Below are 18,192 nucleotides of genomic sequence, written 5' to 3'. Positions count from 1 at the left end.
TTACCAAACGTAAGCGATAACTTCGCCGCCAACGTCTTTGGCCCGTGCTTCCTTGTCTGTGATAACACCATCAGACGTAGAAATAATCGCAATACCCAAACCATTCAATACCTTGGGTACATTGTCGGACTTCACATAGCTGCGCAGTCCAGGCTTAGAGATCCGCTTCAAACCGGAGATAACCCGCTCATTGTTCTTACCATATTTCAGGAAGATGCGGATAATGCCCTGTTTGTTGTCATCGATGACCTCGTAATCACGGATGAAGCCTTCACGCTTCAAGATCTCACTCATATCTTTTTTCATCTTGGATGCAGGAACTTCCAAGGATTCATGACGCACCATGTTGGCGTTACGAATCCGTGTCAAGTAGTCTGCAATCGGATCAGTCATGACCATGTGGTTTTAACCTCCTTCTGACTGGTTTTACCAGCTCGCTTTGTGCATACCCGGAATTTGACCTTCATGAGCTAACTCACGCAAGCAGATCCGGCACAGTTTAAACTTACGATAAACAGAGTGTGGCCGACCACAACGCTGGCAACGTGTGTAAGCCTGCACGCTGAACTTAGCAGGCCGCTGGTTCTTCACGATTAACGATTTCTTAGCCAAAGTGCTCCTCCTTACTTGCTGAACGGCATGCCGACTTGGGTCAGTAATTCCCGTGCTTCTTCGTCGGTTTGGGCAGTCGTTACAATAACGATGTCCATGCCGCGAACACGATCGACCTTATCATAGTCGATTTCTGGGAAAATCAATTGTTCCTTAATGCCCAGAGTATAGTTACCCCGACCATCGAAGGAATTCTTGCTGACACCACGGAAGTCACGCACCCGCGGTAGAGAAACATTGATAAGCTTGTCTAAGAAGTCATACATCCGTTCGCCGCGCAAAGTGACCTTTGCACCAATGGACATGCCTTCACGTAAACGGAATGTGGCGATGGACTTCTTAGCCTTCGTGATCAACGGTTGTTGACCAGCGATCAGACGTAATTCATCGACAGCGTTGTCCAAGTTCTTCGCATTGGATACGGCATCACCAACACCCATGTTCAAAACGATCTTAGAGATTTTAGGGGTTTGCATCACGGATGAGTAATGGAACTTTTCCATCATGGATGGCGTAATTTCTTTAACGTAACGTTCTTCTAAACGATTTGCCATTAACTATTTTCCTCCTTTCGCTGGTAGTCCTACTTATCGTCCTTAGCCGACTTCTTGTCGTCTTTGGCGTCTTCAGCAGGGGCGGCGTATTCGATCGTTTGACCAGACTTCTTGGCATAACGAACTTTCTTACCGTCTACTTCTTTGTAACCGACACGCGTAGGCTTGCCGTCTTTGGGATCTAACAACTGAATGTTGGACGCATCGATCGGTGCTTCCACATCAGTGACAGAACCTTGCGGGTTGTCTTGGGTCGGCTTCTGGTGTTTCTTGACCATGTTGATGCCTTTGACAATGACGTGGTTATTCTTAGGAAAGACACGTGTGACAACGCCTTCCTTACCCTTGTCCTTGCCTGCAATTACCCGAACGCGATCTGTGGTTTTCACAAACATGCTTTGTTGCCTCCTTGCTGTTTTGGAATTGGTGGATTAAAGAACTTCTGGTGCTAAGGAAATGATCTTCATAAAATCGTGTTCACGCAATTCCCGTGCAACAGGGCCAAAGATACGTGTTCCCCGAGGACTCTTGTCCGGGTTGATCAGTACCGCAGCATTTTCGTCGAACTTGATGTAGGAACCATCGACACGGCGGGCACCAGAGACGGTACGCACGATGACGGCTTTAACGACGTCACCCTTCTTGACAACACCACCTGGTGTAGCCTGTTTTACAGTTGCAACGATAGTGTCACCGATGTTAGCCGTTTTACGGTTAGAACCACCAAGAACTTTGATCGTTAAAAGTTGACGTGCACCAGAGTTGTCGGCGACGTTTAACCGAGTTTCTTGTTGAATCACTAGTTGTTCCTCCTTTCGTCAACAGTGTGCGTTAAATCTGGACGGACTTGCTCACAATACTCAATAACCGGAAGTGCTTGGTCTTGGATAACGGACGTGTCTCCATGATCCGCACAGTATCGCCAACATTTGCTTCGTTGGTTTCATCATGGGCGTAATACTTCTTGGTATACTTGATCCGCTTCTTGTAAGTGGGATCTGTCTTGTATGTTTGGACGACAACCGTGATGGTCTTATCACCCTTGTTGGCAACAACAAGGCCTTGATATACCTTGCGGTGATTACGTTCAATAGTTGCTTCGCTCAAGTTAACTGTCTCCCTTCCGATTATTTACTAGCCGCTTGCTCATGCAAAACGGTCTTAATGCGAGCAATGCTCTTGCGAACTTCAGACAAACGCGCAGTGTTTTGCAACTGACCAGTCGCTTGTTGGAAACGGAGGTTAAATAGCTCTTCTTTGTATTGCTTTTCTTGTGCAAGCATTTCGTCTGTGGACATACCACGGACTTTTTCGTTAAAATCTTTAGCCTTCATTAGATTCGCCACCTACTTCCTGACGCTTGACGATCTTGGTCCGGATTGGGAGTTTGTTAGAGGCTAACCGCAAAGCTTCCTTTGCAGCAGCTTCTGTCACGCCACCGATTTCGAACATGATCTTTTCCCGTTTAACGGGTGCTACCCAACCTGCAGGTGCACCTTTCCCGGAACCCATCCGGACACCAACACCTTTAGCAGTGTAGGATTTGTGAGGGAAAATACGGATCCAAACCTTACCGCCACGCTTGGTATAACGAGTCATGGCAATACGTGCGGCTTCGATCTGCCGGTTAGTGATCCAGTGCGATTCCAGTGCTTCCAAACCATAGTCACCGAAGTCGACTGACTTACCACCCTTCGCAGCGCCCCGCATTTTACCACGGAATTCACGACGGTGCTTGACACGCTTAGGCACTAACATGGGTTATTTCCCTCCTCTATTTTGATTTCGATTCTGACCTTGGCCCCGGTTTTGCCCTTGACCACGGTTTTGGCCTTGTCCACCACGACGATTGCCGCGATTTTGCGGACGACCAGAACGTTGGTTTTGTGAAGGACCTTCATCGTCTGCTGCTGGCTTTTGACCAGGCAATACTTCGCCCCGGTAGATCCAAGTCTTCACACCTAACTTACCATAAGTGGTGTGGGCTTCGTCCCAGGAGTAGTCGATATCGGCACGCAGCGTATGCAGCGGCACGGTACCTTGGTGCTGCATTTCCTTACGGGCAATGTCGGCACCGTTCAAACGACCAGATACCAATACTTTGATACCCTTTGCGCCTGCGCGCATGGAACGTTGAACTGCTTGCCGTTCTGCCCGACGGAATGCGATCCGGGCTTCCAGCTGCTTGGCAACAGAGTCACCAACCAGATGAGCATCCAGATCAGGTTTCTTGATTTCGACAATGTTGATGTGGACCCGCTTGCCAGTTAAGTCATTCAACTGCTTGCGCAGGTTTTCCACTTCTGCACCACCCTTACCAATCACCATACCTGGCTTGGCAGTGTGGATGGAGACGTTGACCCGGTTTGCGGCCCGTTCAATTTCCACACGGGAAACGGAGGCATCAACTAATCGCTTAGCGATGTAGTTGCGAATCTCCAGGTCTTCATGCAGATTGTCTGCAAAATCTTTGCGCTCGGCATACCAGCGTGCATCCCAATCGCGGATGACACCGACCCGGAAGCCGATCGGATTAATTTTTTGACCCACTCGTAATTCCCTCCTTATTCTTCTTTTTCAGATACGGTGACCGTGATATGGCTCGTCCGCTTGTTAATTGGTGAAGCGGAGCCTTTGGCACGAGGACGGAACCGCTTGAGGGTTGGGCCTTCGTTAACAAAAGCATCGGAGACATACAGGTTTTGCGCTTCAAGATCATAATTGTGCTCAGCGTTTGCAACAGCTGACTTCAACACTTTCGTGATGATTGGGCTGCCGGCGCGGGGTGTAAATTGTAAAATCGCCAGCGCTTCCGCAACACTGCGTCCACGGATCAAATCAATGACCAGACGCGCCTTTCGGGGAGCGATGCGGACTGTCCGCGCAATGGCGGTTGCTGAGGTAATTGTATCAGCCATGAGTTCTTTCCTCCCTTACTAGCGTGCTGCAGGCCGTGCTGCAGGTGCTGTCTTCTTATCGTCAGTACCGTGACCGTGGAATGTCCGGGTCGGTACGAATTCGCCTAATTTGTGGCCAACCATGTCTTCCTGGATGTACACGGGGACATGCTTCCGACCATCATAAACGGCAATCGTGTTACCGACAAAACTCGGGAAAATTGTGGACCGGCGGGACCAAGTCTTAATAACTTGCTTCTTTTCGTTGCCTTCTTGGGCTTCGATCTTCTTCAGCAAGTGCTCGTCCGCGAACGGTCCTTTTTTCAAACTGCGACCCATTCGTAAACCTCCCTTATGCGTAAATTACAAAGGACAACATCATAATGATTATTTGCCCTTCCGATGACGAATGATAAGCTTCTCTGAACGTGCCTTGGTATTCCGGGTCTTCTTGCCCAGGGTCTTCTTGCCCCATGGAGACATTGGAGACGGATGACCGATGGGTGCTTTACCTTCACCACCACCATGCGGGTGATCGTTAGGGTTCATAACAGACCCACGAACAGTTGGCCGAACGCCTAACCAGCGTTTACGACCGGCTTTACCAATGGCAATTAATTCATGTTGTTCGTTACCGACAGAACCGATGGTAGCGCGAGCAGTCGAGATGATCATCCGCACTTCGCCGGAACTTAAACGAACCAACGTATACTTGCCTTCGTTGCCCAATACTTGAGCAGATGCACCAGCGGAACGAGCCAATTGGCCGCCCTTGCCTGGTTGCATTTCGATGTTATGGATAGTCGTCCCATCAGGGATGTTACCCAATGCCATCGTGTTACCGATTTGAATATCGACTTGGTCGCCGGAAACAACCGTCGCCCCTACCTTGAGCCCTTTAGGCGCAATGATGTAGGACTTAGTGCCGTCTTCGTAACCCAGTAAAGCAATGTTAGCCGTCCGGTTAGGATCGTATTCGATTGCCTTGACCGTTGCTTTGACATTGTCTTTAGTCCGCTTGAAATCAATAATCCGGTAAGCCTTCTTATGACCGCCGCCCTTATGCCGAACAGTGATATGCCCGTGAGCGTTACGACCTGCAATCCGTTTCTTGGATTCCAACAGGCTCTTTTCCGGTGTCGACTTAGTAATTTCAGCGAAGTCGGAACCGGTCATATTACGACGACCGTTCGTCGTCGGTTTGTACTTAATAATGGCCACGCGATTCCCCTCCTAGTTGTTAAAATTCATCTTGCTTAATCTTCGAACAGTTTGATTTCTTTGCTGTCTTCAGTCAAAGTCACTACTGCTTTGCGCCGCTTCTTTGTCTTGCCGACAAATTGGCCAACCCGCTTCTTCTTGGGCTTCACGTTGGCAATATTAACCTTCTTGACTTGAACACCGAAGATCTCTTCAACAGCGTGGCGTACAGCCACTTTGTTGGCAGTGGGTACAACATCGAAGGTATACTTCTTGTCGTCCATCTGATCCATTGATTGTTCGGTCACAACGGGGCGTAAAATAATATCTCTTGCTGCCATTATGCGAGCACCTCCTCAATCTTGGAGAGCGCTGCTTGGGTGATGACCAGCTTGTCGCTGTTCACAACGTCCAACACGTTAACGCCAGTTGCGGGAACAACGCTCACGTTAGCTAAGTTCCGAGCGGATAAAGCAGCTTGCTCGTTGCCAGCTTCAATGGCGATCAGTGCCTTGCTCTCTACCTTCAGGTTCTTCAATACGTTTGCAAATTCTTTCGTCTTGGGAGCGTCAAACTTCAACGTATCCACGACGATCAAATCGCCATCCAAAACCTTTTGGGAAAGTGCGGACTTGATTGCCAAGCGGCGTACCTTCTTAGGCAACTTGTAAGCGTAGGACCGTTGAGTCGGGCCAAAGACGATACCACCACCACGCCATTGCGGTGAGCGGATCGAACCTTGCCGTGCACGGCCAGTCCCCTTTTGCCGCCAAGGTTTGCGACCGCCGCCGCGAACTGCGGAGCGATTCTTGACTGCATGGGTACCGTGCCGTTGTCCAGCGCGTTGCATGATGACGGCATCCGTGATAACGGAGTTGTTCGGTTCAACACCGAAGATCTCGTCATTCAACGTAATTGTGCCGTTTTCAGTGCCATCTTGTTTGTATAATGTGACGTCTGCCATTTAGTGCTCCTCCTTTCCGTAAATGTTATTTATTGTTTTTAATAGCGGAGCGAATCGTAACTAATGATTTATTTGCACCCGGTACATTACCCCGGATCAAAATCACGTTGTTTTCAGTGTCAGTGGACACCACTTCGAGGTTTTGCATCGTCACTCGGTGGTTGCCCATCCGACCGGGCAGGGCCTTACCCTTGAAGACCCGGTTGATGATGGAACCCATTGAACCGGGTACCCGGTGATAACGAGAACCGTGGGTTTCAGGACCACGGGACTGGTTATTCTTCTTGATGTTACCTTGGAAACCATGGCCTTTCGAACGACCGGTGACATCCACGATGTCGCCGGTCTTGAATTCGTCGACTTTGACTTCTGAACCAACTTCGTAGTCGCCCAGCGCAACGTCCCGAATTTCTCGAATGTAGCGCTTAGGCGTCGTGTTAGCTTTTGCTGCATGACCTTGTGCAGGTTTGTTGCTCAATACACCGCGCAGATCGTCGAAGCCCAATTGTACTGCATCGTAGCCGTCCGTTTCCGCGGTCTTAACTTGTAATACCACGTTGGGATCAGCCTTGATGACTGTAACAGGGATCAACTCGCCGTTCTTGGTGAAGACTTGAGTCATACCTACCTTTGTTCCTAAGATACCTTTTCTGGCCATGAGTACACCTCCAATAAATTTGATTTGATAATAATTACAGCTTGATTTCGATATCGACACCACTAGGCAGATCCAACTTCATCAGTGAATCAACCGTCTTAGGCGTGGGATCGATGATGTCGATCAGACGCTTGTGGGTCCGCATTTCGAATTGTTCCCGGGAATCCTTGTACTTATGGGGTGCACGGATCACTGTATAAAGGGAACGTTCAGTAGGCAGCGGAATCGGGCCAGAGATCTTAGCGCCGGTACGTTGTGCTGTATCCACAATCTTATCAGCCGCCTGATCTAATGTCCGATGCTCATATGCCTTCAAACGAATACGAATCTTTTGTTTTGCCATTGTGTTACCTCCTTCGTCTATTTTCATAAAGTAGACTAGCTCAGTAGAAATTTCCGGCCTGACCCGTGGCAAAGCACCCGGGCGTGTCGCAACCTCCCACGTCATAGCTACTGCCCTGTTTCCATCAGAGGGGTGTAGTATCCCCCTGAAAAAACAGCACCTTTGATATTCTACAAGAGAACTTCCCTGATTACAAGGGTTGTTTTCAAAAGAATATAAAAAGCCACCTTCCAGTGGAAGATGACTTCTATAGTATACACGAATCTGTGTGGAATTGTTTTATGCAGCCTTGGCTAATTCAGCTTCCTTAGCCTGTTCGCTAGCGTGAAGCTTCGTATCGTAAGACTTGATGAACGGGAACCAGATGATGAAAGCAGCTAACGCGCAGACAACACCTAATACGGCTGCACGCCAGTCACCACCAGCACCAATAAATCCGGACATGCCGACGGGAGTTGGCCATGCCACTTGAGCGATTGGTGGTTTCACCATGTGGAACTTAATGGCGAAGTAAGCGACAGAAGCAGATGTCATCGGTGCCAGGAAGAACGGTACGGCGACATATGGGTTGTACACGATTGGCAAACCAAAGATGATTGGTTCGTTGATATTGAAGAGTGACGGTACAAGAGCTGCCTTCCCAATTGCCCCGAGTTGCTCAGATTTAGCAAAGAAGGCAATAAAGATACACATACCCAACGTTGCACCAGAACCACCAACAGTGACGAAGCAGTTATTGAATTCGCCGGCGAAAGGAATGTTAGCACCCTTAGTATTGGCAATCATGTTAGACAGCACGATGGGAGTTAAGAATGATGTTACGATTGTAGCCCCGTGAATACCAACGATCCACAAAGCATGCATGATGAAGTAAATCACCATAATTCCGATCCATGTATTGGTCAAGTTCGTGACGAAACTGAACGGTACTGCGATTACCTTAAAGATATCTGTGTTCAAAGCAACTAACGCACCGTTGATAACTAAAACAACCAGTGCAATTAATGCGGCCGGAATCAACGCAGTAAATGCGTTGGCTACACCAGTTGGAACGGCCGGCGGCAATTTGATTGTGACATTGTGCTTTACACAGGCTGTGTAAATTTTTACTGCCACAATCGACATAATGATAGCTGTAAAAATACCTGTCGTACCGATCCGCGTAACACCATTATTCATTTCCCAACCAGCAATGATTGTTTGGGTCTTGTTGTTGATGTTGATCAGCTTCATGGCGCCATCCTTCATCATGAGTTCAGGAACACACATCATGAAAGCCATTAAACCCAACAGAGCACCGTTGATCGGGTTGACGTCAACATTTTCTTCAGATTGTTGAATGCGAGTATATTCATAGGCAAACACCAAACCAAAGTAAAGTGCCAAGACACCCATTGTGGCGGTGTTAGCCAACATGTACAAGTCGTTGATCCGATCAAAGCTGACACTCCAAAGGCCCTGCAGGCCTTTGAACGATTGGGGTAAAACACTGATAATTAAAACCATGGACCCCACGATCGTGAACGGGATGGAAGCCATACCAGCTGCCATGACGGCCCGTACGATTCGGAATGAAGCCAATTTCCCCATTGGCCCCATCAAGTGGTCGTTCATGAATTTGAAGAATTTACTGTTTTCTCCATTATCCATTGTCAAAAATCCTCCTAATGATTGCTATTGCAAACTTTCTTGATAATTCTTCATGTTGCGCAGATAACGCCGATCCTTATCGTGCTCAATCTTGTAGGTCTTGTATTCAATAAATACTGCGATCAACAAGCCTAAGCCCAAAACGATCAGCACTGTCGGCACACTTTTAGCAGACATAAATGGGAAAACCCACTGTAACTTGCCTGCAGCGACAAAAATCAATGCCAGTGCGTTGCTAGCACCCTGAAAAAAATAAGTAATGCGGGTAATTGGTAAGCGGTTACTTCGATCCCAATACTTCCGCACCTGCTCGACCGTGACTGCAGTGACGCCCAGCAATAATGCCAGCGGCCACATCCACAATGTCTGGCGGGTCCCCACCATCAATATCACCCAGTAGAGATTGGCGAATAAAAAAATAGCGTTCAAATAACGGATTGCCAAGTACCGGTTGAAATACATACTGGTGATACCCTGAGCCTTACGCCGCTGTTCAACTTCTGCACGGTCTTTTGTCATTTGTCCCACACCCCCTCGGTGTTTTGATGTCCCAAATAAATAACTACACTTTTAGTGTAACCGATTACGATGGCACCGTAAACAACTGTTTCGAAAACGGCGTTCCGTTTTGAGTAACCCGTTCCATGGGGCTTTAGTCCGATTTTTTCGAATTCAGGAGATAATACTATGATTTTGGTCAAAAGATGCTACCATGGTTGTAGGAAAACGGTTCAGAGGGAGATGGACATCATGTGGCGACATCACTTACGGTCAGCGTCAATTCAGTCGGAATCAGATTATTTTGATCGCCAGGCCAAACGAGGATTAATCTTTGTCCGCCGGCGGGGCAATTGGTGCGAGTTCACCAAAGATCCTCAAAATTACCGGGCCTATGTATTTCTCACCACGGAAACACTGACAACGGAAAGCCCGTTGGTGGTACATTTGGTCACTGAGAAACTCACGCCTGCATTATTCTTCAACGTGATTTATGTGACAATTGAAAATATGCCGGATCAAATCATCCAGATGCCCGGGACACAAAAGTCATACGCTGAGTTCTACCAGAAAAAACATCAATGGCGACCAGCTGTCGGTATGCTGGCGACACTCATTGGTGGCCTATTGGTCGGCTCCAATAGTGTCGTCCAATCTATCTTGCCTACCCAAGCAGTCGATGCGTATCTCTGGCTATCTACGATTCTGGGGCTGTATCTTTTGATTGTTGGTGTATCGACTTTTGTTTTCTACATCTTTGGTAGCGGCATTACAATGCGTGCCATGGGATTCGTGAGTCCCATTACCACCGATTTTTGGTTAGTCGTCAATTTACACGATGATAAAATGATGGCGAACGAAAAAATTGCCGCCCAAATCCAAAAATTGATCGATAATCATCGCACTCATCTCATTTCTCAAGACGGTAATGCCTATCATTACGCACTCCCCGCCTGGCCAACTGATCAGATGCGCTTAAAAGACGACTTCATGCTTTTATTCGGCTCTCAGGCCGATATTTCAATCGACGAAATCCATCCTAAGCCTCGTCCGAAAAAACGCAGATAAAAAAGGCAGTGATACGCGCAAAAATGTGTATCACTGCCTTTTAGGTTAGATCGAGTTCGTATCCTTTGTCCCTGCGCGCTCTGCACTAAGCCAAAGTTCGCGCATGACTACCATATAGTAAATCGTCACCACCACTAGAATTACGGCAACGACTAAACTGATGGTCCACCCACGATTAGAAGCCGGTTCTAGCACTAGATAATTGAAACCCACAAGAAACGTCATTGCGAACAAGACTAACCACTGACGGAAGTTAGTATCTCTAAGCTTTTGTTCGTAAGGATTCCCATCAATCGTCTGGAGCTTAATCCGCTTCGGAATCGGTAACGGCTTGTTTCCCAGGCGCACTTCATTCTCATGATGAAGCCGCAGGTAAGCCGCCATCGAATACACAACCAACAAAAACAAATTCCATAGCATCAGTGATCCCCACCTGTCATGGTACTTTCGTTACCTTAATTATAGCGGTTGCATTTCTTTTCCCAAAATTTTCAGCCTACTAAAAAACGGTCGCCCGTTCCCTACATCAGGAAATGGACGACCGTTATTTTGGATGGCTCAATTAGAACCGCGGAAATTCACGGCCAAAGTGCGGGCCGTCGCCGCCAAAGCCACGGGGACCACGCGGACCGCCGAAACCGTGCGGACCACCATGATGACGATGGGGACCCTCAAAACCAAAGGGCGGCTGGTCATCATCGGGAATATCCTTCACTGTTTCTGCCAAATGATCATTGGCCTTGTTTAACAAAGCCAACAGTTGCTGCTGCTCTTCATCAGAGAGACCGGCTAAGACTTGATCGGCAAAGTCGGTTTGGGCCTTCTCTGCTTCACTGAGTTTGGCTTGGCCGGCTTCCGTAATATGGATGCGGCTGGCACGCTTATCATCGGGATCTTGCTCCCGGGTGATAAAACCAGCATTCTCCAGTTTGCCTAGGAGTTCAGACACGGACGATGGCCGGATATCCAAGATCTCTGCCAATTGGGCGGAGGTGGGTTGATCTTGATCAGCGATCACCCGTAACAGGCGGGCCTGCCCATGATGGTGCGGTGGTTGCGGTTGCTGCCAAGCTAAACGGCGGCTGAAGTGACCGAAACGACGAAACGCGCGGAATACATCTTGCGAATTGTTGCTCATAAATTTTCGACTCCTTGAATTGTTTTATTTGTTCGGTACCTAAATATCAGGTACCTAACTGTTTAGTATAGTACACCCAATTAATAGTCTTGTCAAACTATTTAGGTGCCTTACTATTTCCCGCCAAATGACCTTACATTTTCGTTCGCGCCTACCCTTGTTCAGCTTGCTATACTCATATCACACATTTAAGGAAAGCAGGAAAGCGAAATGAAAAAGATTTTAGGGGTAATCCTTGTGATATTAATCGGTGTCGGCGGTCTTTATAGCTACCAATACTGGAATAAGACTTATAATGCCAAGACTGCCTATGCCATTGCCCCGGCAGTACCGAAAAAGACAGAAACCGTGGATATGGACGGTAAGAAGGTCGTTGAGGATGGTCAGCAACTTTATTCCTACGACTACAATATTCAATTTGTCCGAGAAGATGGTTCGAAGGTCACGATCCCGGTGGAAATCTCTAACAAAGATCCAAAACCATTGACACCAGGTACTTATCTCAAGGCCAAGGTCTCTCAAACTCGTGCCACGGAAGGCCCTAACCCTGTCAGTTCCGCCAGCGCGGTACCCGCCAACGTCCGCCGGATTCTTCAATCAAAATAACCAGCCAATATAACTAGACAATAAAAGAGGCAGAACCGTTTTTACGCGGGTCTGCCTCTTCTTGTTGTGCCGCCCTCCTCGTCAAACTCAGCGGAACAACAACCGAACTAAATTTTACCAACCAAGTCGGCCCCCGGGGTTAACGTCTTGTCACCCGGATGCCAATTAGCGGGACAAACCTGATCACCGTGAGCCGCCACAAACTGGGCAGCTTCCAGAGTCCGTAAAATCTCATCGGCGTTCCGGCCAATTCCCATGTTATTGACCACATAGGATTGAATATTACCTTCCGGGTCAATAATAAATGTGGCCCGGTAAGCTTGACCGCTGGCTTCCTGTCGCACCTGCAGTGCATTGGCTAACACACCGGCGGGATCGGCCAACATCGGATATTGGATCTTACCAATAGTCGGACTTTGTTCGTGCCAGGCCATATGGACAAATTCGGTATCCTCAGAAACGGAGTACACTTCCGCGTTGTGACTCTGAAATTGTGCATAGTGATCCTGTAGATCACCCAACTCAGTGGGACAAACAAACGAAAAGTCGGCTGGATAAAATGCCAAAATTGACCAGTGACCCATCATGTCGGCACGGCTGACATCGTGGAAATCGCCATCCTGATATGCCTTCACGGTGAAGTCCGGTAATGTCTCTCCAATAAAGCTCATAAAATTCCTCCTACCTCAGATCCTACTTTAGAATGATTCTTGATCCACTTCTTAGCATAAAACATTCTCAAGTATTTTCAAGGCAAAAAGAAAACCCCTGAACAAGTTAGCGTCCAGGGGCTCGGTGTATACACCCGGTGTTAGGAAATTAGTTTTCCCGCGGGTTGTTGTTGCCACCATTCTTCTTGATGATTTCTGCTTGGATGCTCTTAGGCGTCGGTTCGTAGTGGTCGAAGGTCATGGTGAAAGTACCACGGCCCTGAGTCGCACTCCGTAACGTTGTCGCATAACCAAACATTTCGGATAACGGTACAAAGGCGTTGATTACCTTGGCATTGCCGCGGTCTTCCATACCTTCGATCCGGCCCCGACGACCATTAATCTGGCCCATGACGTCACCCATGTATTCTTCAGGCATGACGACTTCGACCTTCATGATCGGCTCAAGGATAACTGCACCGGCAGTCGGTACAGCGTTCCGTAAAGCCAGTGAAGCGGCAACCTTGAAGGCCGCTTCAGAGGAATCGACTTCGTGGTAAGAACCATCATACAGCTTAGCCTTCACGTCAATCAACGGATAACCCGCCAAGACACCGTTAGCCATGGATTCCTTCAAACCTTGTTGAACAGCTGGAATGTATTCCCGCGGTACAACACCACCGACAATCGCGTCTTCGAATTCGAAGCCCTTGCCGGGATCGTTCGGTGTGAATTCAATCCAGACATCACCATATTGACCTTTACCACCGGACTGACGAACAAACCGGCCTTGTGCAGAGGTTTGTTTCGTGAATGTTTCCCGGTAAGCCACTTGTGGTTCACCAACTTTGGCAGCCACGTGGAATTCACGGCGCATCCGATCGACCATGATATCCAAATGCAGCTCGCCCATGCCGGCGATCAATGTTTGACCAGTTTCTGGGTTAGTCTCGGCCTGGAAGGTCGGGTCTTCTTCAGACAGCTTCTGAATCGCATTGTCCAGCTTATCCCGGTCTTCCTTAGAATCAGGTTCGATGGAGACTTGGATAACGGGATCAGGAATTTCCAGAGATTCCAGAATCAACGGGTGATCTGGATCAGTCAAAGAGTCACCAGTGGTGGTGTTCTTCAAGCCGATCGCCGCAGCAATATCACCGGAGAAGACTTCGGGGATTTCTTGACGGTGGTTAGCGTGCATTTGCAGCAAACGACCAACCCGTTCACGGACTTCCTTCGTCGCATTCAAGACGTAGGAACCAGATTCCAAGGAACCGGTATAAACCCGAATGTAAGTCAACCGACCAACGAAGGGATCAGTGGCAATCTTGAAGGCCAGGGCAGCGAATGACTTGTCATCGCCGGCCACCAGTTCAACCTTGTCGCCAGTATCCGGATCTGTGGCGTTATATGGCTTAACATCCAAAGGAGACGGCAGATAGTCAATGACGGCATCCAACAGCATCTGTACACCTTTGTTCTTGAAGGCAGACCCTGCTAAAACAGGATAGAACTTCAAGTCAATAGTGGCCCGACGAATCGCAGCGCGCAATTCATCGTTGCTGATTTCGTCACCTTCCAGATACTTCTCCATGATGTCGTCATCCACATCAGCGACTGCTTCAACAAGCTCAGTCCGACGCTTCTTGGCCTCATCCAAGTAATCTGCAGGGACGTCGACGGTATCCCACTTTGTGCCCAATTCATCTTCGTCGTACAAGTCGGCCTTCATGTCGATCAAGTCGATGACGCCTTCGAATGAATCTTCAGCACCGATTGGCATTTGCACAGCGTGGGCGTTTGCGCCTAACCGTTCATGCAGCGTCTTAACAGAGTAGTCGAAGTCTGCGCCAATTTTATCCATCTTATTGACGAAAACAATCCGCGGTACACTGTAAGTCGTTGCCTGACGCCAAACGTTTTCTGTCTGCGGTTCAACCCCAGACTGGGCATCGAGGACAGTGATGGCCCCATCAAGGACCCGCAAGGAACGTTCAACTTCGATTGTGAAGTCAACGTGTCCGGGGGTATCGATGATGTTAATCCGGTGATCCTTCCACTGGGCAGTGGTGGCTGCGGACGTAATTGTAATCCCACGTTCCTGCTCTTGTGCCATCCAGTCCATTTGGGAAGCCCCTTCGTGGGTTTCGCCAATTTTGTGAATCTTACCGGTATAGTACAGAATACGTTCGGTCGTGGTTGTTTTCCCTGCGTCGATATGGGCCATGATCCCGATATTGCGAGTCTTGGCCAGAGGGAATTCACGCGTATTAGCCATGAATTAATGTTTCTCCTTCCAAAATTGTTACGAATAGATACAGGTGGAAAAGTTGGCTATTCCGTGAACCAAACTTCGATTCAAAGAATAGCCAACAGCGTTGATTACCAACGATAGTGTGCGAATGCCCGGTTGGCGTCTGCCATCTTATGGGTATCTTCACGCTTCTTCACGGCTGCACCAGTATTATTGGCAGCATCCATGATTTCCCCGGCCAGACGTTCCTCCATAGAGTGTTCGCCCCGTAACCGAGCATAGTTGACGATCCAGCGCATACCCAGGGTCGTCCGGCGTTCCGGCCGTACTTCGATAGGTACCTGGTAGTTAGAACCACCGATACGACGTGCCTTGACTTCCAGAACAGGCATAACATTCTTCATCGCTTGTTCGAAGACTTCCAAGGGATCGTTACCAGTTTGGCTCTTTACGATGTCGAAGGAATGGTACAGAATCGTTGCTGCGGTTCCGCGCTTGCCGTCATACATCAAGTGGTTGATTAAACGAGATACTAATTTTGAATTGTAGATTGGATCCGGCAGTACATCACGTGTCGGAACATGTCCTTTTCTTGGCATTGCTCAAAAACCTCCTGTTGCGTTTTTATCGATTATTTGAATTACTTCTTGGGACGCTTAGCACCGTACTTAGAACGGCCTTGCATCCGGCCATCCACACCGGCAGTATCGAGCGCACCACGAACGATATGGTAACGCACACCAGGCAGGTCCTTCACACGGCCGCCACGGATCAAGACAACACTATGTTCCTGTAAATTGTGACCAATACCAGGAATATAAGCAGTGACTTCGATCAAGTTAGACAGACGAACACGGGCATACTTACGCAATGCGGAGTTCGGCTTCTTCGGGGTCATGGTACCCACACGAGTAGCGACACCCCGCTTTTGCGGTGCGGGATTATCGGTTAATTCTTTCTTCATACTGTTATAGCCGAAGTTCAACGCCGGAGCGTCAGACTTGGATGTACGAGATTTACGACCTTGACGTACCAATTGGTTAATTGTTGGCATGTAGAGGGTCCTCCTTCCAGAATCTGTTAATTAATTTTTTATTTACTGTCCACATATCCAGGCGTGCCCACGTGTCTAAAAAAATAGGCGAACCCAGATTGACTATACAAATGCTAAATCAGCAGTTCAGCACGTTCCGACACGGAAACACTGGATGAAAAAGCACCTTGAAAATAATACCATGCTCACTGGCGGAAAGCAACCGCCAGCACAGGATAATATCCTGATTGATAATAATCGTCAATGCAACTAGGATACCATATTAGTTGGTAATCAGCGACACACTCAAGTCACTTTCGTGAAAGGAGCATTGAATTTGCACATCTTATACGGCTGGATCGCCATCCTCGCCGGCTTCTTCCAACTCTGGATCACCCAACGCCAATACCAACAATTCCGCCAATCCCCACCACCAAATAACCGGATCTTCCTATGGTTGGGTTTTGGTTTCGCACTTGTAATCGGCTTAATTTTCGTGATCGCCGGTCTGGGTATTCTTCTCGGCTTAGTCCATTAGCAGAGCTGACACAAACTTTCGAATCCAGATGGATATAGTGCCAATGCGGAGCAATCGGAGGTGGGATGGGCTCAGCTGTGGAAACCACACCGCGCGCAGCTTTGGCACGGCTGGAGACCAAAAACACGGCCATCTCAATTGTGAGATCGCCGTGTTTTTTACTACCTATTAGGATTAGTTCGTCTTAGCCTCTTTAGCCAATGTCGCCTGCTCGTCCGCATACATCGTCCGATCCAACCGGATGGCGAATGGCAGATAAACGAAGAACGTCATGACCAGCATCAACAATTGCCAGATGGCTGTCCGCCAGTCGCCGACCAGGAAGCCGGACAGAACCGCTGGCGTCGTCCAAGGGACATACGACCCATTGAACAACGGAATCAAACCAATCTTGATGGCGAAGTAGGTTAAGCCCATGGAAATCGCTGGCGTGATGAAGAACGGAATGAACATCAACGGGTTCAACACAATCGGCAAGCCGAATAGAATCGGTTCATTGATGTTGAAGATAGCCGGCGCAATTTCCAAAGCACCCAGTGACTTCATTTGGGCCGACTTGGCAAAGATAATCATGAAGATGACCAACCCAATTGTCATCCCAGAACCAGTCACGGTACCGAATTGATCCAGCAAAGCTTGGGTCACAATGTGGCCGCCGTTTTTAACGGTTAAAGCCTGGTGGGCAGAAACGATCTTGGCGTTGTCCAAGGAGTTGGCTTGCAGTAACGGTCCAACAATACCGCCGATGATGATGGCGCCATGGACCCCGAAGAACCACATGAACGGGATAATCAAGGCAATGACCATCGTCCCGCCGAAGGAGTCGGTGACCCCTTGCAACGGCGTCTGAATCATCTTGTAAATGAATTGAGTCATTGTGGTGCTGCCGAACTTGTCAAACAGGATATACACAATTTCCCAACCCACGGTAACTGCAAATGCAGGAATCAACGCGGTGAAGGAATCGGAAACGTTAGCGGGTACCTGTTCTGGCAACTTGATCCGAATGTTCTTCTTCAAGAACCAGGAATATGCCCAACCAGTGATCATTCCGATCAGGATAGCGGCGATCATCCCTTGGCCCCCTAACCATGTCCGATCAATGAAACCAGACAGATAAGATGGGTCCTTAATTAATACCTTCGTGCCGGCCGCATTGGAGATGGCCGTAGTGGGACGCATTACCAGTAAGAAACCAACAACAGCGGTAATCCCGCCGGATAATGGCTCAAACCCTTCGTTCTTTACCCAGGAATAACCGATCCCTAGCACGGCAAAAAGTGCCATGATACCAAAGGATGCATTATAAGCCTGGTTCAACCAAGCGGCCCAACCAGTCTCGTTCATGAACTGAATCCATGATTGAACTGGGAAGTTCGCAATAATCAAGAATACGGAACCGACGATGATAAATGGGATTGAAAATACCATCCCATCCCGCAGCGCCATGATGGCCTTCGTGTTCACGAATTTCATCATGGGCGGCATGATTTTGTTGTTGATAAAGTCATTCATGCTTGAATCCCCCTATA

28 protein-coding genes are annotated in these 18,192 nt (G+C 48.4%); 3 read left to right on the top strand and 25 right to left on the bottom strand.

Annotation, left to right across the window (positions count from 1 at the left end):
* The 18 genes from rpsH to FD09_RS05300 all read right to left on the bottom strand — a co-directional run bounded on the left by rpsH (position 1) and on the right by FD09_RS05300 (position 9,397).
* Positions 1–399 (bottom strand): 30S ribosomal protein S8, encoded by a 399-nt coding sequence (gene rpsH, locus FD09_RS05380; RefSeq protein ID WP_057819126.1) that lies wholly within the window; start codon positions 397–399, stop codon positions 1–3.
* Between the two features lie 27 nt (positions 400–426).
* Positions 427–612: a type Z 30S ribosomal protein S14 gene (locus FD09_RS15880; RefSeq protein WP_083487571.1), complete on the bottom strand. Its 186-nt coding sequence runs from the start codon at positions 610–612 to the stop codon at positions 427–429.
* Between the two features lie 11 nt (positions 613–623).
* On the bottom strand, positions 624–1,166 hold the full coding sequence (gene rplE / locus FD09_RS05375; protein ID WP_057819124.1) for a 50S ribosomal protein L5: 543 nt from the start codon (positions 1,164–1,166) through the stop codon (positions 624–626).
* A gap of 29 nt (positions 1,167–1,195) precedes the next feature.
* Positions 1,196–1,561, bottom strand: a complete 366-nt coding sequence (gene rplX / locus FD09_RS05370) for a 50S ribosomal protein L24 (RefSeq protein WP_057819122.1) — start codon at positions 1,559–1,561, stop codon at positions 1,196–1,198.
* A 36-nt stretch (positions 1,562–1,597) separates the two neighbouring features.
* Positions 1,598–1,966, bottom strand: coding sequence for a 50S ribosomal protein L14 (gene rplN / locus FD09_RS05365; RefSeq protein ID WP_057819120.1), 369 nt, complete (start codon positions 1,964–1,966; stop codon positions 1,598–1,600).
* A gap of 31 nt (positions 1,967–1,997) precedes the next feature.
* Positions 1,998–2,273, bottom strand: coding sequence for a 30S ribosomal protein S17 (gene rpsQ / locus FD09_RS05360; RefSeq protein WP_083487569.1), 276 nt, complete (start codon positions 2,271–2,273; stop codon positions 1,998–2,000).
* A 20-nt stretch (positions 2,274–2,293) separates the two neighbouring features.
* Entirely contained in the window at positions 2,294–2,500 is a 207-nt protein-coding gene (gene rpmC / locus FD09_RS05355) for a 50S ribosomal protein L29 (protein ID WP_057819118.1), read from the bottom strand.
* Positions 2,490–2,924: a 50S ribosomal protein L16 gene (gene rplP, locus FD09_RS05350; protein WP_057819116.1), complete on the bottom strand. Its 435-nt coding sequence runs from the start codon at positions 2,922–2,924 to the stop codon at positions 2,490–2,492. Before rplP ends, rpmC begins: the two co-directional genes overlap by 11 nt.
* A 3-nt stretch (positions 2,925–2,927) precedes the next feature.
* Positions 2,928–3,716: a 30S ribosomal protein S3 gene (rpsC, locus tag FD09_RS05345; RefSeq protein WP_057819114.1), complete on the bottom strand. Its 789-nt coding sequence runs from the start codon at positions 3,714–3,716 to the stop codon at positions 2,928–2,930.
* 14 nt (positions 3,717–3,730) lie between these two features.
* Complete coding sequence (gene rplV, locus FD09_RS05340; protein ID WP_057819112.1) at positions 3,731–4,084, bottom strand: 50S ribosomal protein L22; 354 nt, start codon at positions 4,082–4,084, stop codon at positions 3,731–3,733.
* Positions 4,085–4,102: 18 nt separating this feature from the next.
* Positions 4,103–4,402 carry a 30S ribosomal protein S19 gene (gene rpsS, locus FD09_RS05335; protein ID WP_057819110.1) on the bottom strand — a complete coding sequence of 100 codons (300 nt, stop codon included), beginning with the start codon at positions 4,400–4,402 and terminating at the stop codon, positions 4,103–4,105.
* A 48-nt stretch (positions 4,403–4,450) separates the two neighbouring features.
* Positions 4,451–5,284, bottom strand: a complete 834-nt coding sequence (gene rplB / locus FD09_RS05330; protein ID WP_057819108.1) for a 50S ribosomal protein L2 — start codon at positions 5,282–5,284, stop codon at positions 4,451–4,453.
* A gap of 35 nt (positions 5,285–5,319) precedes the next feature.
* On the bottom strand, positions 5,320–5,604 hold the full coding sequence (rplW, locus tag FD09_RS05325; RefSeq protein ID WP_057819106.1) for a 50S ribosomal protein L23: 285 nt from the start codon (positions 5,602–5,604) through the stop codon (positions 5,320–5,322).
* Positions 5,604–6,227 carry a 50S ribosomal protein L4 gene (gene rplD, locus FD09_RS05320; protein WP_057819104.1) on the bottom strand — a complete coding sequence of 208 codons (624 nt, stop codon included), beginning with the start codon at positions 6,225–6,227 and terminating at the stop codon, positions 5,604–5,606. Before rplD ends, rplW begins: the two co-directional genes overlap by 1 nt.
* 25 nt (positions 6,228–6,252) lie before the next feature.
* Positions 6,253–6,885 carry a 50S ribosomal protein L3 gene (gene rplC / locus FD09_RS05315; protein WP_057819102.1) on the bottom strand — a complete coding sequence of 211 codons (633 nt, stop codon included), beginning with the start codon at positions 6,883–6,885 and terminating at the stop codon, positions 6,253–6,255.
* Between the two features lie 34 nt (positions 6,886–6,919).
* Positions 6,920–7,228 carry a 30S ribosomal protein S10 gene (gene rpsJ / locus FD09_RS05310; protein WP_057819100.1) on the bottom strand — a complete coding sequence of 103 codons (309 nt, stop codon included), beginning with the start codon at positions 7,226–7,228 and terminating at the stop codon, positions 6,920–6,922.
* 279 nt (positions 7,229–7,507) lie between these two features.
* Positions 7,508–8,878 (bottom strand): PTS cellobiose transporter subunit IIC, encoded by a 1,371-nt coding sequence (gene celB, locus FD09_RS05305; RefSeq protein ID WP_057819098.1) that lies wholly within the window; start codon positions 8,876–8,878, stop codon positions 7,508–7,510.
* Between the two features lie 24 nt (positions 8,879–8,902).
* On the bottom strand, positions 8,903–9,397 hold the full coding sequence (locus FD09_RS05300; protein ID WP_057819096.1) for a hypothetical protein: 495 nt from the start codon (positions 9,395–9,397) through the stop codon (positions 8,903–8,905).
* Positions 9,398–9,628: 231 nt separating this feature from the next.
* Here FD09_RS05300 and FD09_RS05290 point away from each other — a divergent pair, with 231 nt between their 5' ends.
* Positions 9,629–10,444, top strand: coding sequence for a hypothetical protein (locus FD09_RS05290; RefSeq protein WP_057819091.1), 816 nt, complete (start codon positions 9,629–9,631; stop codon positions 10,442–10,444).
* 45 nt (positions 10,445–10,489) lie between these two features.
* Here FD09_RS05290 and FD09_RS05285 read toward each other — a convergent pair whose 3' ends face one another.
* Positions 10,490–10,864 carry a hypothetical protein gene (locus FD09_RS05285; RefSeq protein WP_057819089.1) on the bottom strand — a complete coding sequence of 125 codons (375 nt, stop codon included), beginning with the start codon at positions 10,862–10,864 and terminating at the stop codon, positions 10,490–10,492.
* Positions 10,865–11,006: 142 nt separating this feature from the next.
* Complete coding sequence (locus tag FD09_RS05280; protein ID WP_057819087.1) at positions 11,007–11,582, bottom strand: MarR family winged helix-turn-helix transcriptional regulator; 576 nt, start codon at positions 11,580–11,582, stop codon at positions 11,007–11,009.
* A 210-nt stretch (positions 11,583–11,792) separates the two neighbouring features.
* On the opposite strand from FD09_RS05280, the gene FD09_RS05275 reads away from it, so the two are divergent.
* A complete protein-coding gene (locus tag FD09_RS05275) occupies positions 11,793–12,188 on the top strand; it encodes a DUF1093 domain-containing protein (protein ID WP_057819085.1) in 396 nt (131 codons plus the stop codon).
* Positions 12,189–12,295: 107 nt separating this feature from the next.
* Here FD09_RS05275 and FD09_RS05270 read toward each other — a convergent pair whose 3' ends face one another.
* The 4 genes from FD09_RS05270 to rpsL all read right to left on the bottom strand — a co-directional run bounded on the left by FD09_RS05270 (position 12,296) and on the right by rpsL (position 16,143).
* Positions 12,296–12,859, bottom strand: a complete 564-nt coding sequence (locus tag FD09_RS05270) for a peroxiredoxin (protein ID WP_057819083.1) — start codon at positions 12,857–12,859, stop codon at positions 12,296–12,298.
* A 148-nt stretch (positions 12,860–13,007) separates the two neighbouring features.
* Positions 13,008–15,113 (bottom strand): elongation factor G, encoded by a 2,106-nt coding sequence (gene fusA, locus FD09_RS05265; RefSeq protein WP_057819081.1) that lies wholly within the window; start codon positions 15,111–15,113, stop codon positions 13,008–13,010.
* Positions 15,114–15,217: 104 nt separating this feature from the next.
* Entirely contained in the window at positions 15,218–15,688 is a 471-nt protein-coding gene (rpsG, locus tag FD09_RS05260; protein WP_057819079.1) for a 30S ribosomal protein S7, read from the bottom strand.
* Between the two features lie 41 nt (positions 15,689–15,729).
* Entirely contained in the window at positions 15,730–16,143 is a 414-nt protein-coding gene (rpsL, locus tag FD09_RS05255; RefSeq protein ID WP_057819078.1) for a 30S ribosomal protein S12, read from the bottom strand.
* 316 nt (positions 16,144–16,459) lie between these two features.
* Between rpsL and FD09_RS05250 the strand changes: the two genes are divergently transcribed.
* Positions 16,460–16,660 carry a hypothetical protein gene (locus FD09_RS05250; protein WP_057819076.1) on the top strand — a complete coding sequence of 67 codons (201 nt, stop codon included), beginning with the start codon at positions 16,460–16,462 and terminating at the stop codon, positions 16,658–16,660.
* Between the two features lie 174 nt (positions 16,661–16,834).
* On the opposite strand, the gene FD09_RS05245 is transcribed toward FD09_RS05250, so the two are convergent.
* Complete coding sequence (locus FD09_RS05245) at positions 16,835–18,175, bottom strand: PTS sugar transporter subunit IIC (protein ID WP_057819074.1); 1,341 nt, start codon at positions 18,173–18,175, stop codon at positions 16,835–16,837.
* Positions 18,176–18,192 lie beyond the last annotated feature (17 nt).

This window comes from Schleiferilactobacillus perolens DSM 12744 (assembly GCF_001435585.1).
Taxonomy (GTDB): Bacteria; Bacillota; Bacilli; order Lactobacillales; family Lactobacillaceae; genus Schleiferilactobacillus; species Schleiferilactobacillus perolens.
The sequence above is the reverse complement of the archived record's forward strand: the minus strand, read 5'-3'. Positions and strand labels throughout refer to the sequence as shown.